Raw genomic sequence first — 18,868 nt, 5'->3', positions numbered from 1 at the left:
GGCTGCGCAGCTAAGGTACCTTTGAGTGTTTTATTTCCTTATCCAGTACCTGTATAACTCTCTTAAATATGTTCAGTCGGTATGACTGTGGGCGGAGTGGTAAAACTATGGTATGGAGGCGGTGAGGATAATGTCCACTCCAGGCTATGTTTGGCGGCATCTTCCCATACTTCATTCGTTACTTTTTCACCTGTTCCTCCTTTAATTGTATCGATAACGATATACAGGAACAGCAATTGACTGGCTCCGAATATAAAGCCGCCAATACTTGAGATCATGTTCCAGTCAGCAAATTGAACAGCATAATCAGGAATTCTTCTGGGCATACCTGCCAATCCTAGAAAGTGCTGGGGGAAAAACAAAATATTTACTGATACCGCCGACAACCAGAAGTGCAACCGGCCGATTCTTTCGTTATACATATGACCCGTCCACTTGGGCAGCCAGAAATAGCCGGCAGCCATCAATATGAATACCGAGGCGGGAACCAGGGTGTAATGAAAATGGGCAACAATAAAATAAGTATCGTGGTATTGGAAATCAGAAGGTGCAATAGACATCATCAAACCCGTAAAACCGCCTATCGTGAACAATACGACGAAAGCAATTGAAAACAGCATCGGCGTTTCGAAGGTCAGTGCCCCTTTCCACATAGTCGCTGTCCAGTTAAATACTTTTACGCCTGTAGGAACGGCAATTATCATAGTGGCGTACATGAAAAAGAGTTCGCCTGCAATAGGCATCCCGACCGTAAACATGTGGTGCGCCCAAACAATAAATGACAAAAATGCAATTGAAGCAGTCGCATAGACCATTGAGCTATAGCCAAACAAAGGCTTGCGAGCAAATACCGGTATGATGGTAGAAGCCACTCCGAAAGTTGGCAAAATCATGATGTAGACTTCCGGGTGACCAAAAAACCAGAAAATGTGCTGGTATAACACCGGATCACCACCGCCGGCGGCATCGAAAAAGCTGGTATTGAAGAATTTATCGGTTAACAACATCGTCACTGCGCCTGCTAAAGACGGCATAACGGCAATCAACAGGAATGCAGTGATCAGCCAGGTCCAGACAAACAGTGGCATTTTCATTAAGGTCATGCCGGGCGCGCGCATATTAAAAATGGTTGCGATGATGTTAATGGCGCCCATAATTGACGAGATACCCAGCAAATGCACCGCGAAAATTGCAAAAGGTAATGCCGTGCCCGTTTGCAGCATCAGAGGAGGATACATAGTCCAGCCGGCAGCAGGCGAACCCCCTTCCATGAATAATGTGCTGGCCAGTAATAGAATGCCGGCTACGAGCATCCAGAAACTCATGTTGTTCATGCGCGGCAACGCCATATCGGGGCCGCCAATCATTATCGGTATCATCCAGTTGGCCAAGCCCACGAATGCCGGCATGACAGCGCCGAATACCATCACCAAGGCATGCATGGTAGTCATGGAATTGAAAAACTGGGGATTGACAAATTGCAATCCAGGTTCAAATAATTCAGCACGTATAATCAATGCCATCGCGCCGCCAACAAAAAACATTGCCAGCCCAAATACCAAATATAACGTACCAATGTCTTTATGATTGGTGGTAATAACCCATCTTAGTAAGCCCTTGGCAGGTCCGTGTTCGTGATGATCATGCTCATGCTCAACTACAATAGCAGACATACTTTATACCTCAAAATAGAGAAATGATTAAATGCTTAATTAAAGAAAAATTTAATACATAATTATTAATCGCCATCATCCTTTGCAGTAGGCAAGTCTTCTTGCAGAGCTTGAATTGCTGAAGGCTGTATAGCATCATTCATTGAATTACCCAGTCTATTACGGGTATAGGTTATGACAGCCGCAAAATCAGTGGGATTTAACACCTCGCCAAATGCCGGCATCATGCCTTTCCCTTTCAAGACCAGATTTACCTGAGCATTAATGTCGCCGGTAACTACCGGGCTTCCTGTCAACGCAGGAAACATAGGCGGCATGCCTCCGCCTCCAGGTTGATGACACGAAACGCAATTTTTGGCATACACGGCTTCTCCTTTAGTAATCAGCTCCTCTTTAGATAACTCTGCAACAGGAGTTATCTTAGCTTCCGGCAAAGTTGGTTTTGCTGGAGCGGGTGTTACGGGAGTTACTTTAGCAGGCGCCGGCGGCGGAGTTGAAACATCTGCTTTTCCTTCAGGCAGCAGTTTTGCAATCTCCTTAGACTGTATTTCATCGCCCAGCTGATTACCTAACGCATTCCTGGTATAGGTAATAACTTGAGCCAATTCATCCGCTTTCAATATTTTACCAAATGCCGGCATTATGCCTTTGCCATGCAGGACAAAATTTGCCTGCGCATTAATGTCACCCGTTACTACAGGGCTGCCTTTTAAAGCTGGAAATGCTCCTGGCACCCCTTCGCCATTAGGCATATGACAGGAAGCACAATTTGTGGCATACACAGCAGCTCCCTTGGAGACTAATTCCTCATGGCTTTGAGCGCTTAAATCAGCTCCTTTTTTTGCTTCTTCCTTGGCCTTTTTCACCCAGGCATCGAAGTCAGGCTGATCCATTGCCACAACCACGATAGGCATAAAACCATGATCCTTGCCGCAAAGCTCTGTGCACTGACCACGATAAGTACCCGGCTTATCAACTGAAGTCCATGACTCATTTATAAAGCCTGGGATGGCATCTTTTTTCCAGCCTAACGCGGGAACCCACCAGGAATGAATTACATCAGATGCAGTAAATACAAAACGGATTTTCTTTTTTATGGGAATGACTAATGGTTTATCAACATTCAGTAAATAATGAGGCACTGAACGCGGATCAATACCCGAATTTATCTGACGCGCTTTGTTACTGGCCTCATCAAGATTACTGAAAAAATGAATCCCGCTATCAAGATAATCATATTCCCATTTCCATTGCCAGCCGGTTACCTTGATAGACATGTCAGAATCTTGCACATTATTCAGGTCAATCATCGCTTTGGTTGCCGGGACAGCCATACCGACCAGGATTAAGGTGGGAATGATTGTCCAGATAACTTCAACGGTGGTATGTTCATGAAACTGCGCAGCTTCATGTCCTTTCGATTTGCGATGATGATATATCGAATAAAACATAGTACCGAACACGCTGAGGCCCACGAACACACAAACCCATAAAATCAGCATATGCAGGTTATAAACCTCATTACTGGCTTGAGTGATTCCTTTAGTTAAATTTAGCGTATATTCCGCATTAGCTGTCTTTAAGCCTAAAGCCATCAAGAACAGACATGCGAGCAGTTGCTTGGTTTTCTTCACGGAGCAGCCTCTTCGGTAGTAGTTATAAACTCTTCTGTACATTTGATCTTGTAAAAATTTCAAGACGAGGCTAAGTTCCTCTTTATTATTTTAGTTATGCTACGAAATTGTCAGTACAAGTTAATAATATAATTTTAACTCATGGCGTCTTTATACGCTAGAAATCTATGGAATTTTTAGGCTATATGAGTATTTTCTCAGGTAATATAACATGTCTTCTCTTAGGGGCTTTATTACAAAAGGAAGCTGAAATGTATGGCTGGAATTCCACGGTTTCAGCTATCAACATTAGGTTTTAAGAATAATGGTTTATATTGGAAGTTTTCTTTTTGAATAAATCCACTCAGTGTTATGTTATAAAGAAATTATTTATTTCAGTATTAGGCCTTCTGGGAGTCGCATTTTGCACTACATCCTCATAATGTTTCGCTAAAGAATAAATAATACATGTTTATCAGGATAGAGATAGAACACAGTGGGAAAACCATAAATGGATTGCTAACGATATCACTTTCTGAAAAACCAATGATACTAGAACTTATGCGGCAAGATTAAGTGCTTACAGTGGACGACTCGATGGCAGTGTTAAGGGCGCCTTATCTACTAGAAGTTAAAACCCTCGTCACGCGTGCATCTAAATCGGGATGTGGAAGCATGAAGTCTTTATTAATGGATATAAGCCGTTATCCCACTTCTTAAATCCAGCCTCGATTATTAAAGTTCTTTCAGAGCAATAAGTTAAGACCTTAAAGTTGATGCCTTATATTAAGCCTGTGTGTATTTTAATCATCATTATTGTTGTTGGGTAAAGTAATGGGCATCTATACTACAATTTTTAGAATTTCACTCTTTATACCTGATTAAATGATTGCAAGTCAGGGCCCAATAGCGACAGCTGGCGCTATTTCTGCTTTAGCGTTTCAATAAACTCCAGGGCAACGGCAATAATTGGTCACTGCTTCTATTGGCCCAGGTGGGGAGTTTTTCCAGCCTGTCTTTCAGCCCGCTCAGCCGGATAAAGGCCGTTGAACCTGGCAATGCCCGCCCTGGGCCAGGGTGAAACAGGACAGATTCATGTGGTCTCAAGGCCGATGGCTGTCAACTTACGGCAGAAGATCGAGCACTCTGCTCATCATCAATCCTCAGAAGGCCTAGCGAAGCGCTGCAGTCAGTCGACCTCGGCAGCCTGCCGCTGAGTCTGACTGAGCGCAAACCCAGTATTACTGACCTTGAATCAGCCCAAGCTCCGCCCTTCCCCGCAGCAGCTTAGGGTTGCCCAACCTGAATGCAGATCTAGCCCAATGCCAAGGACAGGTGCAGCAGGGGGAAAATATTTGTTAAATGGCACGGTTGGGCACTTACATTAACTAATAGTGCATGTGTATCTGGTCTTTTTCAATACAATAAATATCGTTTTTCTGATTTTATCTTCTATTTTTACTTTCCTATTTTTACTTTAAAAATCTTTAGACCATATAGCTAATGTTCTTGAGTTTTATTTTTTTTCTTTAGCATTTTAGTCATCAACATCTCTTTGAGTTCGGCAATTTCAGCGCCTAATGCATCGGTATCAAATTTAGCTTTTTTTACTTTCGTAAATATTTCATTCTGCTCTTCCCCTACATGGTGATTTACATATTCACCAAGAACTTTCACCTTGGCGTCATACATAGGATCTTCGACATCCATTGATTGGATTTGGGCAATAAGATCCTTAGCGGTGGCATGCTCGACATTTGCTTCATTGATCAGATCATCATCCCCGATTGCTTTACGGGCGGCCGGATAGAACAGTTCTTCTTCAACTTTTGCATGCACCGTAAGCTCATTGCAGATTTCAATAGCGACAGCTTTTTTTGTTTCTGTATCTTCTCCATCTTTCAGTTTTTCGTACTCTTTAAACAGGTTTTTTACTTTCTTATGGTCCGTTGTCAGTAGGTCAATGGCATTTGTTTCCGGTTTTGCTTTTGATGTCGTTGTCATCTTTATTCCTCAATAATAAAAGTAACTAGCGCGCTCTACCGCGCCGGATGAGATTTATAATACCCAGTAAAAGGATGGCTCCAATAAAAGAAACGATTAATGATGAGAGACTAAAATTATCCTGGTTAATAGTGCTTGACCCCACGAGAGGTGAAACAAGCCATCCTCCGACCAAGGCGCCCACTATGCCGACAACAATATTTAGAAAATAGCCTTGCTGCGCATCCGTTTTCATAACAATGCTTGCCAGCCAACCTATGATTCCGCCCACTAGGATCCAAATAATAAAGTTCATTTCATGCTCCTTTTCTTAAATTTTAAAGGCTGAGTATAAATCAAAACTTTTTCGTCGATCTGCGTACTTAAGTACGGGGTTTATCAGCACGCCGAAATTGTCCAGTCATTGATGCTCAAAATATTTTACATCTTCTTCAGAGCGAGTATTTACGCTCATTAAAATTCCACCATTTTTAAGGCCCTCCTCTATATTTAACACGTTCTTAGGCAATGCCAGCAGGCGCAATCCTCTCACCCCTCTCACACTTCCACCTGTGGTTCCTATACGCCATTATCAAATTCCCTGCGGACAAAGGATGAATGTTACCTTACCACCTCCAATCATGTTACCTATTAGTCCTCCAATCCCGGCACCGCTCTGGCTAATTGAACAAGGGTAGAACTGTTAGCTGAAAAGTGGAGTTTATGAAAATTATCCGCCATGACGAAGCTGAGATCGGCTGTACCATAACTCCGCTCAAGCAATGATTTATAAAGTATATTTACCGGTTTCTTCGTGTTGAAATAGTCCTGTAAGTAATTTCTAACTGTTTAGGGATAATAAGTGATTCATATAAATTCCCTTCACCATGAAAATCCAGTTATTTGGCAAGGGAGTAAGTTATCATCAAATAATGCTTGAAAACGAGATAATGCTTAAAAACAAGGCCTGGTTTTTATGAACCCTATCGTTATCTCCTTCAGCTTCTTACAGCTTAAGGACTACCCGCAAGTAATGCAGCTTGCTTTTATTCCGTAAGCTACTATTTTCTCAGCCGTGTATAAAAACTCTATTAAGGGAGTCGACGAGAAAAATACAAAATTATAATACGTAAAATTTAATATTACCGTCGGTGCGGTGCCGAACAAAAGCATACTGACAGAAACTCCGGAAACGGGACATTTTTTCGAGCTTGGTTATATAGTAATATTTATTTAAGAATATGTAGTGGTTAAGCCCTGAAAGAGTAAATAGGAATTTAAGAAGAGAAGCAGTTGTAAAAGCAGTTAATGGCGGCGTATTTTCCCACTTCTCGGTAAATAGCGAATTATTTCGATAACATTAAATCTTACTGCTGTTTTTAACCTTAATGGAGAGATTGGTATATTTAAATGCAGCATTTCTGCATGGTTAGTGCCCATTGTTGTCCCCGGGCTAAAAATAACTGTTGCTCAAGGTACACTATTTATGACAGGCATGAGCAGTAAGAATCAGTCTTGGGTTATTGGCGGAGGAAATAGCAGTTGGCAGCATGTATACCGCCGAACCGATAATACGGATATTAAACTGTTTTGCAGGAAGGCAAATGCAGCTTTGATTCTATGAGCAATTAAACCGGAAGGAAGGTCACGTAATTATTGATTGATTCTTTTCACAGAAAAAAGCAGTTCTGCTATCGAACATTAGAGGGCGGAGTATCTTTAAATAAAGATCAGTTTATGTTATCTAACCCGGATAACCCTTCTATTGACCAATTATCAAAATCAGCAACTCCCTTTTCATCGTCCCCATTGTGATACGTAATTCGGCATACATATTTTTTAGTATTTACCTTATTATTAAGGTCATCGGTAATGTCAATTTCTGCATTTATCACATATTGATAATTTCCCAGGCTCCAGGCTTTAATGGGTTTTTCATGGAAACTAACTGCTAGATTTGAACCCAGTTCGGATTTAATATAATTATTGCAGTGCATGAAAGCCAAGTCAGTTAGGGGAGTAGATACGGGTAACTGGCTTCCCTGATCTTTACTATCAACAAGAAATAAATCTGATTTAATAACGTCCAGAACCAGAGGCATTATGATCTTTTGAGTTAACAAAATTACAATAGCAAAGCCTGCAATCAATATTAAGAGTGAATATTTCTTCATATACAAAGGTGGGACACAACATAAAAAAATGGAAAATTTAGCAATTAATAATAACAGAATCAATCTTTTAAATGTAGTTAATTTTGGCCGTCAAAGCAGGGGTTAAAAAATATTTAAAGGAAGGAGGATTTTGACTTGACAAGGTAAATTGAACTGGTAGACTGAATACTCACTAAATAGACTTAGTGAGTATTCAGTTCTTAAAATTCATTAAGAAGAATAAATAAAACGGATTTGTAACTATAAACTCCTGGCCAGATTTGGTTGGGGATTTGATAATTTTTAGGAGGTAGAAATGGCAGCTACAACTGAATCAGTGAAAGCTGATGCTGCGGAAGCACCGCTGTTAAATAAAAGAAATATGTTTCTGGGCGCAGCACTCTACATAGTGTTTTACGCTTGGGTTCGCTGGTATGAAGGTGTCTATGGCTGGTCAGCTGGTCTAGACTCGTTTGCACCCGAATTTGAAACATACTGGATGAACTTTCTTTATATTGAGTTTGTTTTGGAAGTTTCAACTGCCGGTATTTTGTGGGGATATCTCTGGAAGAGCCGGGATCGTAAAGTGATGTCAATCACTCCAAGAGAAGAGTTAAGAAGGCACTTCACTCACTGGATTTGGCTGATAATGTACGGCATCGCTATTTATTACGGTGCTAGCTACTTTACAGAGCAAGATGGAACATGGCATCAAACAATCGTTCGTGATACTGACTTTACACCAAGTCATATTATCGAATTCTATTTGAGCTATCCTATCTACATCATTACTGGTGGTGCAGCTCTATTATATGCAAAAACAAGATTGCCTACTTACCAACAAGGTCTGGCTCTTCAGTATTTGGTAGCCATAGTGGGTCCTTTCATGATTCTGCCGAACGTGGGCTTGAATGAATGGGGTCACACTTTCTGGTTTATGGAAGAGTTGTTCGTTGCTCCTTTACACTATGGCTTCGTATTCTTCGGATGGGCAGCTTTAGGTGTATTGGGTGTTCTGAACATAGAATGCCAGGCAATAGCTAAGCTTCTGAAAAAAGACTTGGCTTAAATAAAACAAGAAAGTTGACTGTATAATAACTATCTCCTCTCTGCTTCGTCTGTTTTTTACGACGAGGCAGTAAAGCAGGAAGATTAGTAATTAATAAAAATAATTTAAATCCTTTAGGAGGTAAGCTAATGAGCGCATCTCAATCAGCTGTAAGGTCACGAGCTGAAGCCGTCAAGGTTTCACGCACATTTGACTGGATGATTACTTTTACATTGTTCTTCGTTATATTGGGTGGTTATCATGTTCATTTCATGTTAACTGGTGGAGACTGGGATTTCTGGACCGACTGGAAAGACAGACGTCTATGGGTAACTGTACTTCCAATCGTGGGTATCACTTTCCCGGCCGCTGTTCAATCAATTCTGTGGTATCGTTATCGCCTGCCTTTTGGAGCGATTCTTGCGGTTTTAGGTCTGCTCTTTGGTGAATGGGTCAACAGATACCTGAATTTCTGGGGCTGGACATATTTCCCGGTTAATTTTGTATTCCCATCAAACTTCATGCCTGGCGCTATTGTTCTTGATGTTATTCTAATGCTGTCAAACAGTATGGTATTAACAGCAGTGCTAGGGGGTCTGGCTTATGGTTTGTTATTCTATCCTGGAAACTGGCCTATTATAGCGCCATTACATGTTCCTGTTGAATACAATGGTATGATGATGACATTAGCAGATTTACAAGGTTACCACTATGTAAGAACGGGTACACCTGAATATATCAGAATGGTGGAAAAAGGTACACTAAGAACATTCGGTAAAGACGTTGCTCCAGTGTCAGCGTTCTTCTCAGGTTTTGTGAGTATCATAATTTATTTCTTGTGGCATTTCTTTGGCAGATGGTTTGGAAGCACTGCTTTCGTAAAGGCCGCATAAGAACTAAATTGGTTTTACAAAAATAAAAAGACTGGTGGTGGCTAACTAAAGTATAAAGTCACCGCTCGATACTCAAAAAACTATAGATTCTCTATTATAGAGGAGGATATATGAAAATATTAAAAGACAAGGTTACTAAATTATCCTTTGTCGCACTGCTGATGGCTGTTACAGCAGCGATGGTTTACACACCAACGGCATCTGCTCATGGCGAAAAGTCTCAAGCCGCTTTCATGCGTATGCGGACGATTCACTGGTTTGACTTAAACTGGTCAAAAGAAGTATTAGCTGTTAATGATACTATGACCATTTCAGGTAAATTCCACGTTTTCGCTGGATGGCCAGAAACCGTTGATAAGCCAGATATATCATTCCTGAATATCGGCATTCCTGGCCCTGTATTTATTCGTGCAGGCTCCTGGATCGGTGGTCAGTTGGTTCCTCGTTCAGTATCGCTGGAACTGGGTGAAACTTATGAGTTCAAAGTATTGCTAAAAGCACGTCGTCCCGGTGACTGGCATGTTCACACGATGATGAATGTTAAAGGTGGTGGTCCAATCATCGGTCCCGGAAAATGGGTAACTGTAACTGGCTCAATGAGTTCATTTACAAACCCGATTACCACATTGACCGGTGAAACCATTGACTTGGAAACATATAATCTTAGCAATGTTTACTTCTGGCATGCTTTCTGGTATGCGCTTGGTCTGGCTTGGTTAGCATATTGGGCTCGTAAACCAATGTTCATTCCACGTTTAATCGCTGTAGAATCAGGTAAAGCTGATTCGTTGATTACTCCTACAGACAAGAAAGTGGCATTAGCTTTCGGAGTAGGTGCTATCGCGATCGTTGCAATGTCAATGAGCACAACTAATCAGCGGTATCCTGTAACAACACCTCTGCAAGCTGGTTTGTTGCGCGGTATGAAGCCTATCGAAATGCCAGCTACTACAATTGCTGTGAAAGTTGATGATGCTACTTATCGAGTACCAGGTCGTGCTATGCAAATGACGCTGACCGTTACTAATAATGGTGATTCAGCTGTTCGTTTGGGTGAGTTCAATACTGCCGGTGTTCGTTTCCTGGATTCTAAGGTTGCTGAAGATACAACTGGATATCCGGATGACTTATTGGCTGAAGAAGGGTTGACTGTTAGTGATAACAGCCCACTTGCTCCAGGCCAAACAAGAACGATCCAAGTAACTGCATCTGATGCTGCATGGGAAGTTTACCGTTTAGCTGACTTGATTTATGATCCAGACAGCCGTTTTGCTGGTTTGTTGTTCTTCTATGATGAAGCTGGCAATCGTCAAATGGTTATGGTAGATTCTTCATTAATTCCAACATTTACCTAAATTAAGTGCACAACTGATATCTTTTAGTATCAGTTATTGGAATTGTAACCCTCATTACCATCCGGTAATGGGGGTTTTTTTTATTAAACATAATCTGATTTAATTGTTAAGTTACCTCAACAATATTAGAAACGGATACCCCAGAAATATGACTCGACATTTTTCCTAGACAGAAAAATATTACGAATTGACAATCTCATGTCTTATTAACTACTGACATAAATTTAAAAAAGTACTATAACTTCCTGGGAAATAAGTTATCTGGCTCAAGTTCAGCGAAAAATTATTTTAAATATACTTATAAATTACCCAATTGTAGACACTTTTAAAAAGTGCATCGTCACTGAAAGAACTTAATGAATATTAGGAGTTGTTAGCTTAAAATTTAAATTAGTTAAAATGTAATATTCGGCTTTGAGCGAAGAGTGCATAAATCATACTTTACATAATTCGCAATTAATTAAAAGTCGAGTTAATTCTCTAAATCTCGTAGTCAGTGTTAGCATGCCAACTTTTTCCTCAATGAGAGCAAATCAATATCCAGCACGTCAATCGCTTTAGCAGTAGAAATTTTACTTTCACGACGCAAATGCAGATCAGTTTTTTTTGAGATAGATGTTCACTACCGCATTTTTAGCGCAATAAAACAATTTTTAATACAATATGGCAATCTGTTTGGCATCACGGTTGCTATTGACTCTGCATACCTATTGATGAATACGTTTCTCATAGCTATGTTTTTATAGCCATGCTTATCTTGTCTAAACCTGAAGATCTGTTCTTATTTCACTGAACCCTTTTTTTAATTTCAAAAATGGTGCTCAAGTTTGTAGAACAGCTGTTCAATTTACAAGAAGAGCTTTGTACATAACAGGGATTAAGGGAGTGTTTGACGGTCATCGGCAATACGCCATTACCGGCACACGGCGGGTTTCCTGAAGCGCAGGCAAACCCCCAAGGGTTTTGTCCCAGTCGCCGCTGGCAACCCCACCCGTGCACCAGGCGCAGAGGCTGAGATTAACCCGGCATCGGCCTAATCGCCCCGGTTGCGGCAGTGGCCCGAGGCCGCCTGGCTTCAGCGCAGCCAAGCCAGGCGGCCTAAGTTTTATGGTCCCGGCCATAACAGCTGATACTGGTGTTTTCAAGTGCATAAAAAACACGCTTTTTGTTCAAAAACCAGCCCATCCATTTGTCGCCCCGCTAACTCCGACTCAGCCAATCTTAAGGTTAAGCAGTATTATGCAATTTAAAATCCACGGTAATTTTTAACCTTTAACCGAATGCCGCGGCTCGCGCTTATAAAAGACTTTGCTTTATTCAACCGTCGACCGCGGGCTTGTTGCCGGAAAAGATAAGTCGGATAAGGCTCGAGCGCGGCTTATTCCTAGGCTAATTCAGCAAGGAATGGCTGGGTTGCTTTAAATTTCCGCCAGGGATGTCTCAGGTTTGGTATAGGTCTGGAATAACTTTCATAAAGTGGTGCTTGACCCATGCGACCTTCACCGCTGTTCCCTGGCAAAGCTCGCGGCTGGCTTTTTAAATAGGTAGCATTGATTGGCTGTTGGACAAGGGGCTTGCCTGAGTCTTGGCGAGCGGAATCACTGACTCTCTGAATTAGCCGTTGTAGACCTTTGGTTTTTCATGACTCATCGGGACTCGCTCTTTGTTTACAAGTATTTTGAGCAATGAGTCCGAAATAAGGTAGCTACATTACTCTGGACTTTTCTGTGGAGACGAAAAAAATAATTTCTTCCTCTATGCCGTCAAACGCCGAAGTCTAATATAATGGTTTCATTTTTTATTCATTTATTTTCAGGAACACACTAATGAATCCGACGCAGTGGTTTACCGAGAAAGTCCCAGAGGCTGAATCAGCTTTTTCGTTAAAATTTAAACAAAAGCTGCACGAGGAGCAGTCGGATTACCAGTTTATCGAAATCTATGAAACCGAGGGGTTCGGTAATTTGATGGTAATTGACGGCTGCACGATGCTATCAACCCGTGATAACTTTTTTTACCACGAGATGATGAGTCATCCGGTTTTGTATACGCATGCTGATCCGAAAAGAATCTGGATTATCGGCGGCGGCGATTGCGGCACTTTAAAGGAAGTCTTAAAGCATCCATCGGTTGAACAGGCCGTGCAGATTGATATTGATGAGCGCGTCACACGCTTGTCCGAGATTTATTTCCCGGAATTATGCGAGTCCAATCATGATCCCAGAGCCGCGCTAAAATTTATTGACGGCATTAAATGGGTTAAAGAGGCGAAACCTAATTCGGTCGATATTATTATCGTTGACAGCACCGATCCAGTCGGTCCGGCTGAAGGCTTATTTAGCGAGGCGTTTTACCGGGATTGTTACAACTGCCTGTCGGAAAACGGCATGGTCGTTCAACAAAGCGAATCGCCTTTATATCATATGAAATTGATCAGCGAGATGCGCAAGGCCATGAGCGCGGCTAGTTTTGGGCATTTGCAGACCTTGTTTTTCCCGCAATGCCTGTATCCTTCCGGCTGGTGGAGCACCACCATCGCCGGTAAAGTTGACCTGACCCACTTCAGGGAGCAGGATTCGGCTAATAAATCGTTTGATACGGCTTATTATAATGTTGATATCCATAAGGCTTCTTTGGCGCAGCCTGAGTTTTTCAAAAAGGCGTTTGCTTCAAAATAAGCATTATTTTTAGCAAATTATCGCCTGAGGCAGGAGGTCGCCCCACTAAAATCCCGTAGCTACGGTTGATGGGTTGCGCTACACTAACCTAGTTTACAACTGTTTAATAAAGTGAGATTGCCATGTTTGATCCTAAATCTATTGATGATATTGCCAATCGCCTGGCCGGTGCTCTTCCGCCAAGTCTGAATAGCCTGAAAGAAGAAGTTGAGAAAAACTTCCATGCCATTTTGCAGAGTGCCTTAGGCAAACTGGACTTGGTGACGCGCGAGGAATTTGAAGTACAAAAACTGGTTTTAGCCAAAACCCGTTCAAAACTGGAAGACCTTGAGAATCGCGTTAGCGATATCGAGCGGCAGATGCTTAATAAAACTGAAATGTAAAGCCTGGTTTATTGTTGAGGCAATGACATTCGCTTAAATATATTGCCAGACGCCGACCCCGAAATGCAATGGCTTTAGCTGTTGTTTATAGCCGCGGCCGCTCCGGTGTAGATGCTCCCTTAGTGACCGTCGAAGTTCACGTGGCTAACGGCTTGCCTTCGATGAATATTGTCGGCTTGCCTGAAACTGCGGTTAAAGAAAGCAAGGATCGGGTACGCGGCGCGCTGTTAAATTCGCGTTTCGAATTTCCGGCACAACGCATTACCATCAATCTGGCGCCTGCTGACTTGCCCAAGGAAGGCGGCCGTTTTGACTTGGCTATTGCCTTGGGGATTCTGGCTGCATCGGGGCAGATTCCTACGGCTAATCTTGATCACTATGAGTGTATTGGCGAGCTTTCACTAGGCGGAGAATTACGCCCTGTCATTGGCGTTTTGCCCATCGCCATACAGGCCAGGAATAACCGGAGAAAACTTATTCTGCCCAGAGAGAATACCGCTGAAGCGGCATTAGTTAAAGGAATTGAAATTATTCCCGCCGCGCACTTACTGGAAGTGTGCGCCCATCTTGGCGGGCAGAAGCTGATCCAGACCGAGTTTCAGCAAGCCGAACAAAGCAGCCAAACAGCCGATATAGATTTTGCCGACGTGCACGGGCAATATCATGTTAAAAGAGCTTTCGAAATTGCCGCAGCCGGGGCGCATAATTTATTGATGCTTGGTCCGCCCGGCACCGGTAAATCCATGATAGCTGCGCGTCTGCCGACCATATTGCCGCTGTTATCGGAGCAACAGGCCCAGGAAACGGCCGCCATCGCATCGATCAGCGATCAGGGACTGGATGTGGCCAACTGGCTGAAGCCGCCCTATCGAGCCCCGCATCACACGGCCTCGGCAGCGGCCCTGGTCGGCGGCGGCAGCAACCCGCGACCCGGTGAAATATCGCTGGCGCATAACGGCGCTTTATTTCTCGATGAACTGCCGGAATTTGACCGGAAAGTGCTGGAAGTATTGCGCGAGCCGCTGGAGACCGGTCATATCACCATTTCACGCGCCAACCGGCAGGCTGATTTTCCGGCCCGGTTTCAACTGATCGCGGCCATGAACCCTTGCCCTTGCGGCTATCTGGGCGATGCATCGGGCCGCTGCCATTGCACCTCGGAACAAGTCATGCGTTATCGGGCCAGAGTGTCCGGGCCATTGCTGGACCGCATTGACATGCATCTGGACGTGCCCAGAGTATCTCATGAAGTATTGCGCAAAGGCTCGCCCAACGGCGAAGAAAGCAGCGAGAAAATCAGGGCTCGCGTGGTGGCCTCAAGAAGCATCGCCGTATCGCGCAGCGGCAAAGCCAACTCAGCGTTAACCGCCAAGGAAGTTAAACAACTCTGTTTGCTGTCCGAGCAAGGCCACCGGCTGTTAGAGCAGGCCATGGACAAATTCGGCCTGTCGCATCGAGCCTATCACCGGATTTTAAAGCTGGCGCGGACAATCGCTGATCTGGCGCAATCGGAATCCATTGAAATATCCCATTTAAGCGAAGCGATTGGTTACCGTAAACTGGACAGGAAAACGTAATTTCAGACAGGGTATGTTTTATTCAATACACCTGAGATATCAAATGCAATAAACTGCACTAGCGCGTAAACGGAGAATAAAACTATGCAAGCCATCAAACAATATACCGACGTAATAAACGGCAGTATCCGGATTGATCTGCCTAAAGACTTTATTGCAAAACGGGTAGAGTTAATTATTTTACCCGCTGACGAAGAGCCGCCTTTACCCGGATATCAGAATGCTTCTGACTTTGAGCAATTTTTGCTTGATAATCCGGAAATGTCAGATGATGAATATCAGGCAATAGAAGAAAAACGACAACATTTTAAAAAATGGAAATGATTTGCCTGGATACGAATGTGCTGATTGCCCATAAGCGAGCCAGGAAAGCTGACAAAAATAAAACGGTTCTATATCAGCTTACCTAGCAATCTTACCGTTTTGCTGTTTCCAGCATTACCGTCTATGAGCTATTGCGGGGAGATAATCAGGACGAAGATCAATATTGGAAGATGATGTTTGCAAATATGAATATCTTGTCTTTCGATGCGGCTTGTGCCCGGCAAGCCGCCAAGATCTACCAGGACTTGAAGCAAAAAGGGCTGTTAATAGAGGCCGAAGATTTATTGATCGGCGCGACTGCATTACAGCACAGCTTAAAACTGGTATCTGCTAATACCCGGCATTTTGCAAGAATTGAAGGTTTAGAATTACTTTCTGCCGAACAAATTGGCGCAGCTTAAAGCAGGGCAACCGCAATAAGTCCGGAGCTCCTGCAAGTCTGTGTACTTCCGCTCACTCGTAGCGAGGACTCCGGGACAACAAGAAACCGGCTTAACATCTCCATAAGCTTATCAATTTAATAACCTATTAATGTCCCAATTAAATCCCCAACAACAAGCCGCCGTGAAGATGATTGATCATCCGCTATTGGTGCTGGCCGGAGCCGGCAGCGGCAAAACGCGGGTTATTACCGAAAAAATTGCCTACCTGGTAAAACAGGGCGTGCCGGCGCGCAATATTGCCGCCGTAACGTTTACCAATAAAGCCGCCCGGGAAATGAAAAGCCGCGTCTCAAGACTGCTGGACGACCGGCAAAGCCGCGGGTTGCGGATATCGACTTTTCATGCGTTGGGGCTGGATATACTGCGGGCGGAATATAAAACACTGAGCTATAAGTCCGGTCTTACGCTGTTTGACGAGCAGGACAAACATACGCTGCTGCGCAACCTGATCAGCCACGGCACCAAGGATTGCGATATCGATAATCTTGACGGCTATGCCCGGCAAATCGGGCAATGGAAAAATGCCTTTGTTACGCCGGAACAATCCTTGGCCCTGGCAGCAGCCGAGCAATATCCGGCGGCGCATCTTTACGCGGACTATACCCGCAGCCTGAAAGCCTATAACGCTGTTGATTTTGACGATCTGATTCTGTTGCCGGTGCTGCTGTTTCAACAACATCCCCCGATTCTGGAAAAATGGCAGAACAAAATCCGCTATTTGCTGGTGGATGAATACCAGGACACCAATATCACCCAATACCAGCTGATCAGATTAATTGCCGGAAGTCTGGGCCGGTTTACCGTAGTTGGCGATGATGATCAGTCTATTTATGCCTGGCGCGGCGCGCAGCCGGAAAATCTGGCGCAACTGCAAAAAGACTACCCCCGCCTGCAAGTCATCAAGCTGGAGCAGAATTACCGCTCCACCGGCCGCATCCTCAAGGCCGCCAATCGGCTCATCGCCAACAATCCCCATGCCTTTGAAAAACGGCTGTGGAGCGAGCTGGGCTACGGCGATGCGCTACGGGTTTTAAGCCACAAGGATGATCTGATTGAAGCCCAGCAAATCGTATCCGAAATCATTCATCATAAATTCAAAACCGGCAGCAACTATCAGGATTATGCGATTTTATACCGCGGCAACCACCAGTCCCGGTTGTTCGAAAAAGGCCTTCGCGAAAACAATATTCCTTATTTTATCAGCGGCAGCACGTCGTTTTTCGCCTATTCGGAAATCAAGGATATTCTGGGTTATCTGCGATTATTTGTTAATCAGGACGATGATGCGGCATTTTTACGCATTATCAACACCCCGAAGCGGGAAATCGGCCCGCGCACTCTGGAAAAGCTCGGCGCGTATGCCAACGAACGGCATATCAGCCTGTTTGCCGCCAGCACCGAGTTGGGGCTGAGCCAAAAGCTCTCGGAAAAATCAATACAGCGTCTCAGGAAATTCAGCAACTGGATAGTTGATACGGCAGACCGTATTGAGCGCGGCGATACCTTTGGCGTTATCGAACAGGTCATCGATCAAATCGATTATCAACAGTGGTTAAGGGAAAACAGCAAAACCAGGGAATCAGCCGAGCGCAAAATGAAGAATGTAGTCGAGCTGATCGACTGGCTTAAACGCATTGCCGCCAAGGACACGAACGGAGAAAAACCCCTGGCTGAAATTGTCGCCAAAATCATGCTCATGGATGTCCTGGAAAGAAGCCGGCAGGAAGAAGCCAGCGATCAGGTCAGCCTGATGACCTTGCACGCGGCAAAAGGCCTGGAATTTCCGCATGTATTCCTGATCGGCATGGAAGAAAACCTCCTGCCGCATCAAAACAGCATAGAAACCGGCAACATAGAAGAAGAACGCCGCCTCGCCTATGTCGGCATCACCCGCGCCCAGCGCACCTGCACATTCAGCTATTGCACGCACCGCAAACGCTACGGCGAAGTCTCCGAATGCGAACCCAGCCGGTTTTTAAACGAATTGCCTGCCGATGACCTGGAATGGGTCAACAAAAAACAGCTGGACCCGGAAGTTAAAAAAGAGCGAGGCAAAGCAAGCCTGGCGAGTTTGAGAACAATGTTATCGTAATTGCCGGGCTGATCGGTTAAAATACGCGCCACGCGCCCGTAGCTCAGCTGGATAGAGCGCAGCCCTCCGGAGGCTGAGGTCAGAGGTTCGAATCCTCTCGGGCGCGCCACCAGTCGATTCAAACAGATTCAACTACGTCCACAAACCCGTAAGTTACAAGGCTTAGCGGGTTTTTTATTGTCCGGCATAGTGCGATAGGGTACATTGACATCCGCCTATTACAGGGGTATATTTCAGGGGTATATGCCATTAACCGAAAGGAGATACCCCAAAATGCTCTCAGATATCGCCATCAAGAATGCCAAGCCGAAAGACAAACCGTATAAAAAGTCCGTTGGCAAAGGCCTGTTTCTTCTGATTAATCCCAACGGCTCAAAATACTTTAGGTTTAAATACCGGTTTGGGGGTAAAGAGAAAACCCTGGCCTTGGGCGTCTATCCTGAAACCTGCATATTCTGGCGCAACCTGAACACCCATTCTGAACCAATCTGAACACCTATTCTGATTTAACTTGAACACTGATTCTGGTTTCAAGCTGAACACTTTTCTGGATTTTCCAGAATCGGTGTTCAAGTTGCCGGAATGACTGTTCAAGTTACCAGAATCCCATCTAACGCATTGTTTATCAAACCAGACTATCCTTGCCGCTTTTT

The 18,868-nt window shown here is 44.0% G+C and carries 16 protein-coding genes, 1 tRNA gene and 1 pseudogene; 11 read left to right on the top strand and 7 right to left on the bottom strand.

The features are described from left to right. Positions 1-62 precede the first annotated feature (62 nt). From ctaD to HUX64_RS12695, 6 genes are all read right to left on the bottom strand, one after another. The gene (ctaD, locus tag HUX64_RS12720) at positions 63-1,673 is read right to left on the bottom strand and encodes a cytochrome c oxidase subunit I (protein ID WP_174626602.1); all 1,611 of its coding nucleotides are present in this window, start codon (positions 1,671-1,673) and stop codon (positions 63-65) included. A gap of 65 nt (positions 1,674-1,738) precedes the next feature. Beyond that, positions 1,739-3,307, bottom strand: a complete 1,569-nt coding sequence (gene coxB / locus HUX64_RS12715; protein ID WP_174626601.1) for a cytochrome c oxidase subunit II — start codon at positions 3,305-3,307, stop codon at positions 1,739-1,741. Between the two features lie 912 nt (positions 3,308-4,219). Next, positions 4,220-4,393, bottom strand: coding sequence for a hypothetical protein (locus HUX64_RS12710; protein ID WP_174626600.1), 174 nt, complete (start codon positions 4,391-4,393; stop codon positions 4,220-4,222). Positions 4,394-4,786: 393 nt separating this feature from the next. Continuing rightward, positions 4,787-5,290 (bottom strand): hemerythrin domain-containing protein, encoded by a 504-nt coding sequence (locus HUX64_RS12705; protein ID WP_174626599.1) that lies wholly within the window; start codon positions 5,288-5,290, stop codon positions 4,787-4,789. A 25-nt stretch (positions 5,291-5,315) separates the two neighbouring features. After that, positions 5,316-5,585 (bottom strand): GlsB/YeaQ/YmgE family stress response membrane protein, encoded by a 270-nt coding sequence (locus tag HUX64_RS12700; protein ID WP_174626598.1) that lies wholly within the window; start codon positions 5,583-5,585, stop codon positions 5,316-5,318. A 1,414-nt stretch (positions 5,586-6,999) separates the two neighbouring features. After that, positions 7,000-7,371, bottom strand: coding sequence for a hypothetical protein (locus HUX64_RS12695; RefSeq protein ID WP_174626597.1), 372 nt, complete (start codon positions 7,369-7,371; stop codon positions 7,000-7,002). 367 nt (positions 7,372-7,738) lie between these two features. Here HUX64_RS12695 and amoC point away from each other — a divergent pair, with 367 nt between their 5' ends. The 3 genes from amoC (at position 7,739) to amoB (ending at position 10,718) form a co-directional block, all read left to right on the top strand. Then, positions 7,739-8,491, top strand: a complete 753-nt coding sequence (amoC, locus tag HUX64_RS12690; protein WP_174626596.1) for a bacterial ammonia monooxygenase, subunit AmoC — start codon at positions 7,739-7,741, stop codon at positions 8,489-8,491. A 128-nt stretch (positions 8,492-8,619) separates the two neighbouring features. After that, positions 8,620-9,363 carry a bacterial ammonia monooxygenase, subunit AmoA gene (gene amoA, locus HUX64_RS12685; RefSeq protein WP_174626595.1) on the top strand — a complete coding sequence of 248 codons (744 nt, stop codon included), beginning with the start codon at positions 8,620-8,622 and terminating at the stop codon, positions 9,361-9,363. Between the two features lie 110 nt (positions 9,364-9,473). Further along, positions 9,474-10,718 (top strand): bacterial ammonia monooxygenase, subunit AmoB, encoded by a 1,245-nt coding sequence (amoB, locus tag HUX64_RS12680; RefSeq protein ID WP_174626594.1) that lies wholly within the window; start codon positions 9,474-9,476, stop codon positions 10,716-10,718. 896 nt (positions 10,719-11,614) lie between these two features. On the opposite strand, the gene HUX64_RS12675 is transcribed toward amoB, so the two are convergent. Further along, positions 11,615-11,839 carry a hypothetical protein gene (locus HUX64_RS12675; protein WP_174626593.1) on the bottom strand — a complete coding sequence of 75 codons (225 nt, stop codon included), beginning with the start codon at positions 11,837-11,839 and terminating at the stop codon, positions 11,615-11,617. A 705-nt stretch (positions 11,840-12,544) separates the two neighbouring features. Between HUX64_RS12675 and speE the strand changes: the two genes are divergently transcribed. From speE to HUX64_RS12635, 8 genes and pseudogenes are all read left to right on the top strand, one after another. Next, positions 12,545-13,396 carry a polyamine aminopropyltransferase gene (gene speE, locus HUX64_RS12670; protein WP_174626592.1) on the top strand — a complete coding sequence of 284 codons (852 nt, stop codon included), beginning with the start codon at positions 12,545-12,547 and terminating at the stop codon, positions 13,394-13,396. 122 nt (positions 13,397-13,518) lie between these two features. After that, positions 13,519-13,779, top strand: coding sequence for an accessory factor UbiK family protein (locus HUX64_RS12665; RefSeq protein WP_174626591.1), 261 nt, complete (start codon positions 13,519-13,521; stop codon positions 13,777-13,779). A gap of 68 nt (positions 13,780-13,847) precedes the next feature. Then, positions 13,848-15,356 carry a YifB family Mg chelatase-like AAA ATPase gene (locus HUX64_RS12660; RefSeq protein WP_174626590.1) on the top strand — a complete coding sequence of 503 codons (1,509 nt, stop codon included), beginning with the start codon at positions 13,848-13,850 and terminating at the stop codon, positions 15,354-15,356. Between the two features lie 84 nt (positions 15,357-15,440). Then, positions 15,441-15,680: a hypothetical protein gene (locus HUX64_RS12655; protein ID WP_174626589.1), complete on the top strand. Its 240-nt coding sequence runs from the start codon at positions 15,441-15,443 to the stop codon at positions 15,678-15,680. 107 nt (positions 15,681-15,787) lie between these two features. Then, positions 15,788-16,081 (top strand): annotated as a pseudogene (locus tag HUX64_RS12650) (type II toxin-antitoxin system VapC family toxin); the annotation flags it as partial. A gap of 130 nt (positions 16,082-16,211) precedes the next feature. Further along, positions 16,212-18,215, top strand: coding sequence for a DNA helicase Rep (gene rep / locus HUX64_RS12645; protein ID WP_174626587.1), 2,004 nt, complete (start codon positions 16,212-16,214; stop codon positions 18,213-18,215). A 32-nt stretch (positions 18,216-18,247) separates the two neighbouring features. After that, positions 18,248-18,324, top strand: a tRNA-Arg gene (locus tag HUX64_RS12640). 164 nt (positions 18,325-18,488) lie between these two features. Then, the gene (locus HUX64_RS12635; protein ID WP_174626586.1) at positions 18,489-18,707 is read left to right on the top strand and encodes an Arm DNA-binding domain-containing protein; all 219 of its coding nucleotides are present in this window, start codon (positions 18,489-18,491) and stop codon (positions 18,705-18,707) included. Positions 18,708-18,868: the final 161 nt, after the last annotated feature.

Source organism: Candidatus Methylobacter favarea (assembly GCF_902806695.1).
Taxonomy (GTDB): Bacteria; Pseudomonadota; Gammaproteobacteria; order Methylococcales; family Methylomonadaceae; genus Methylobacter_B; species Methylobacter_B favarea.
Note: the sequence above shows the minus strand (reverse complement) of the source record. Positions and strands in the feature narration are given on the sequence as shown.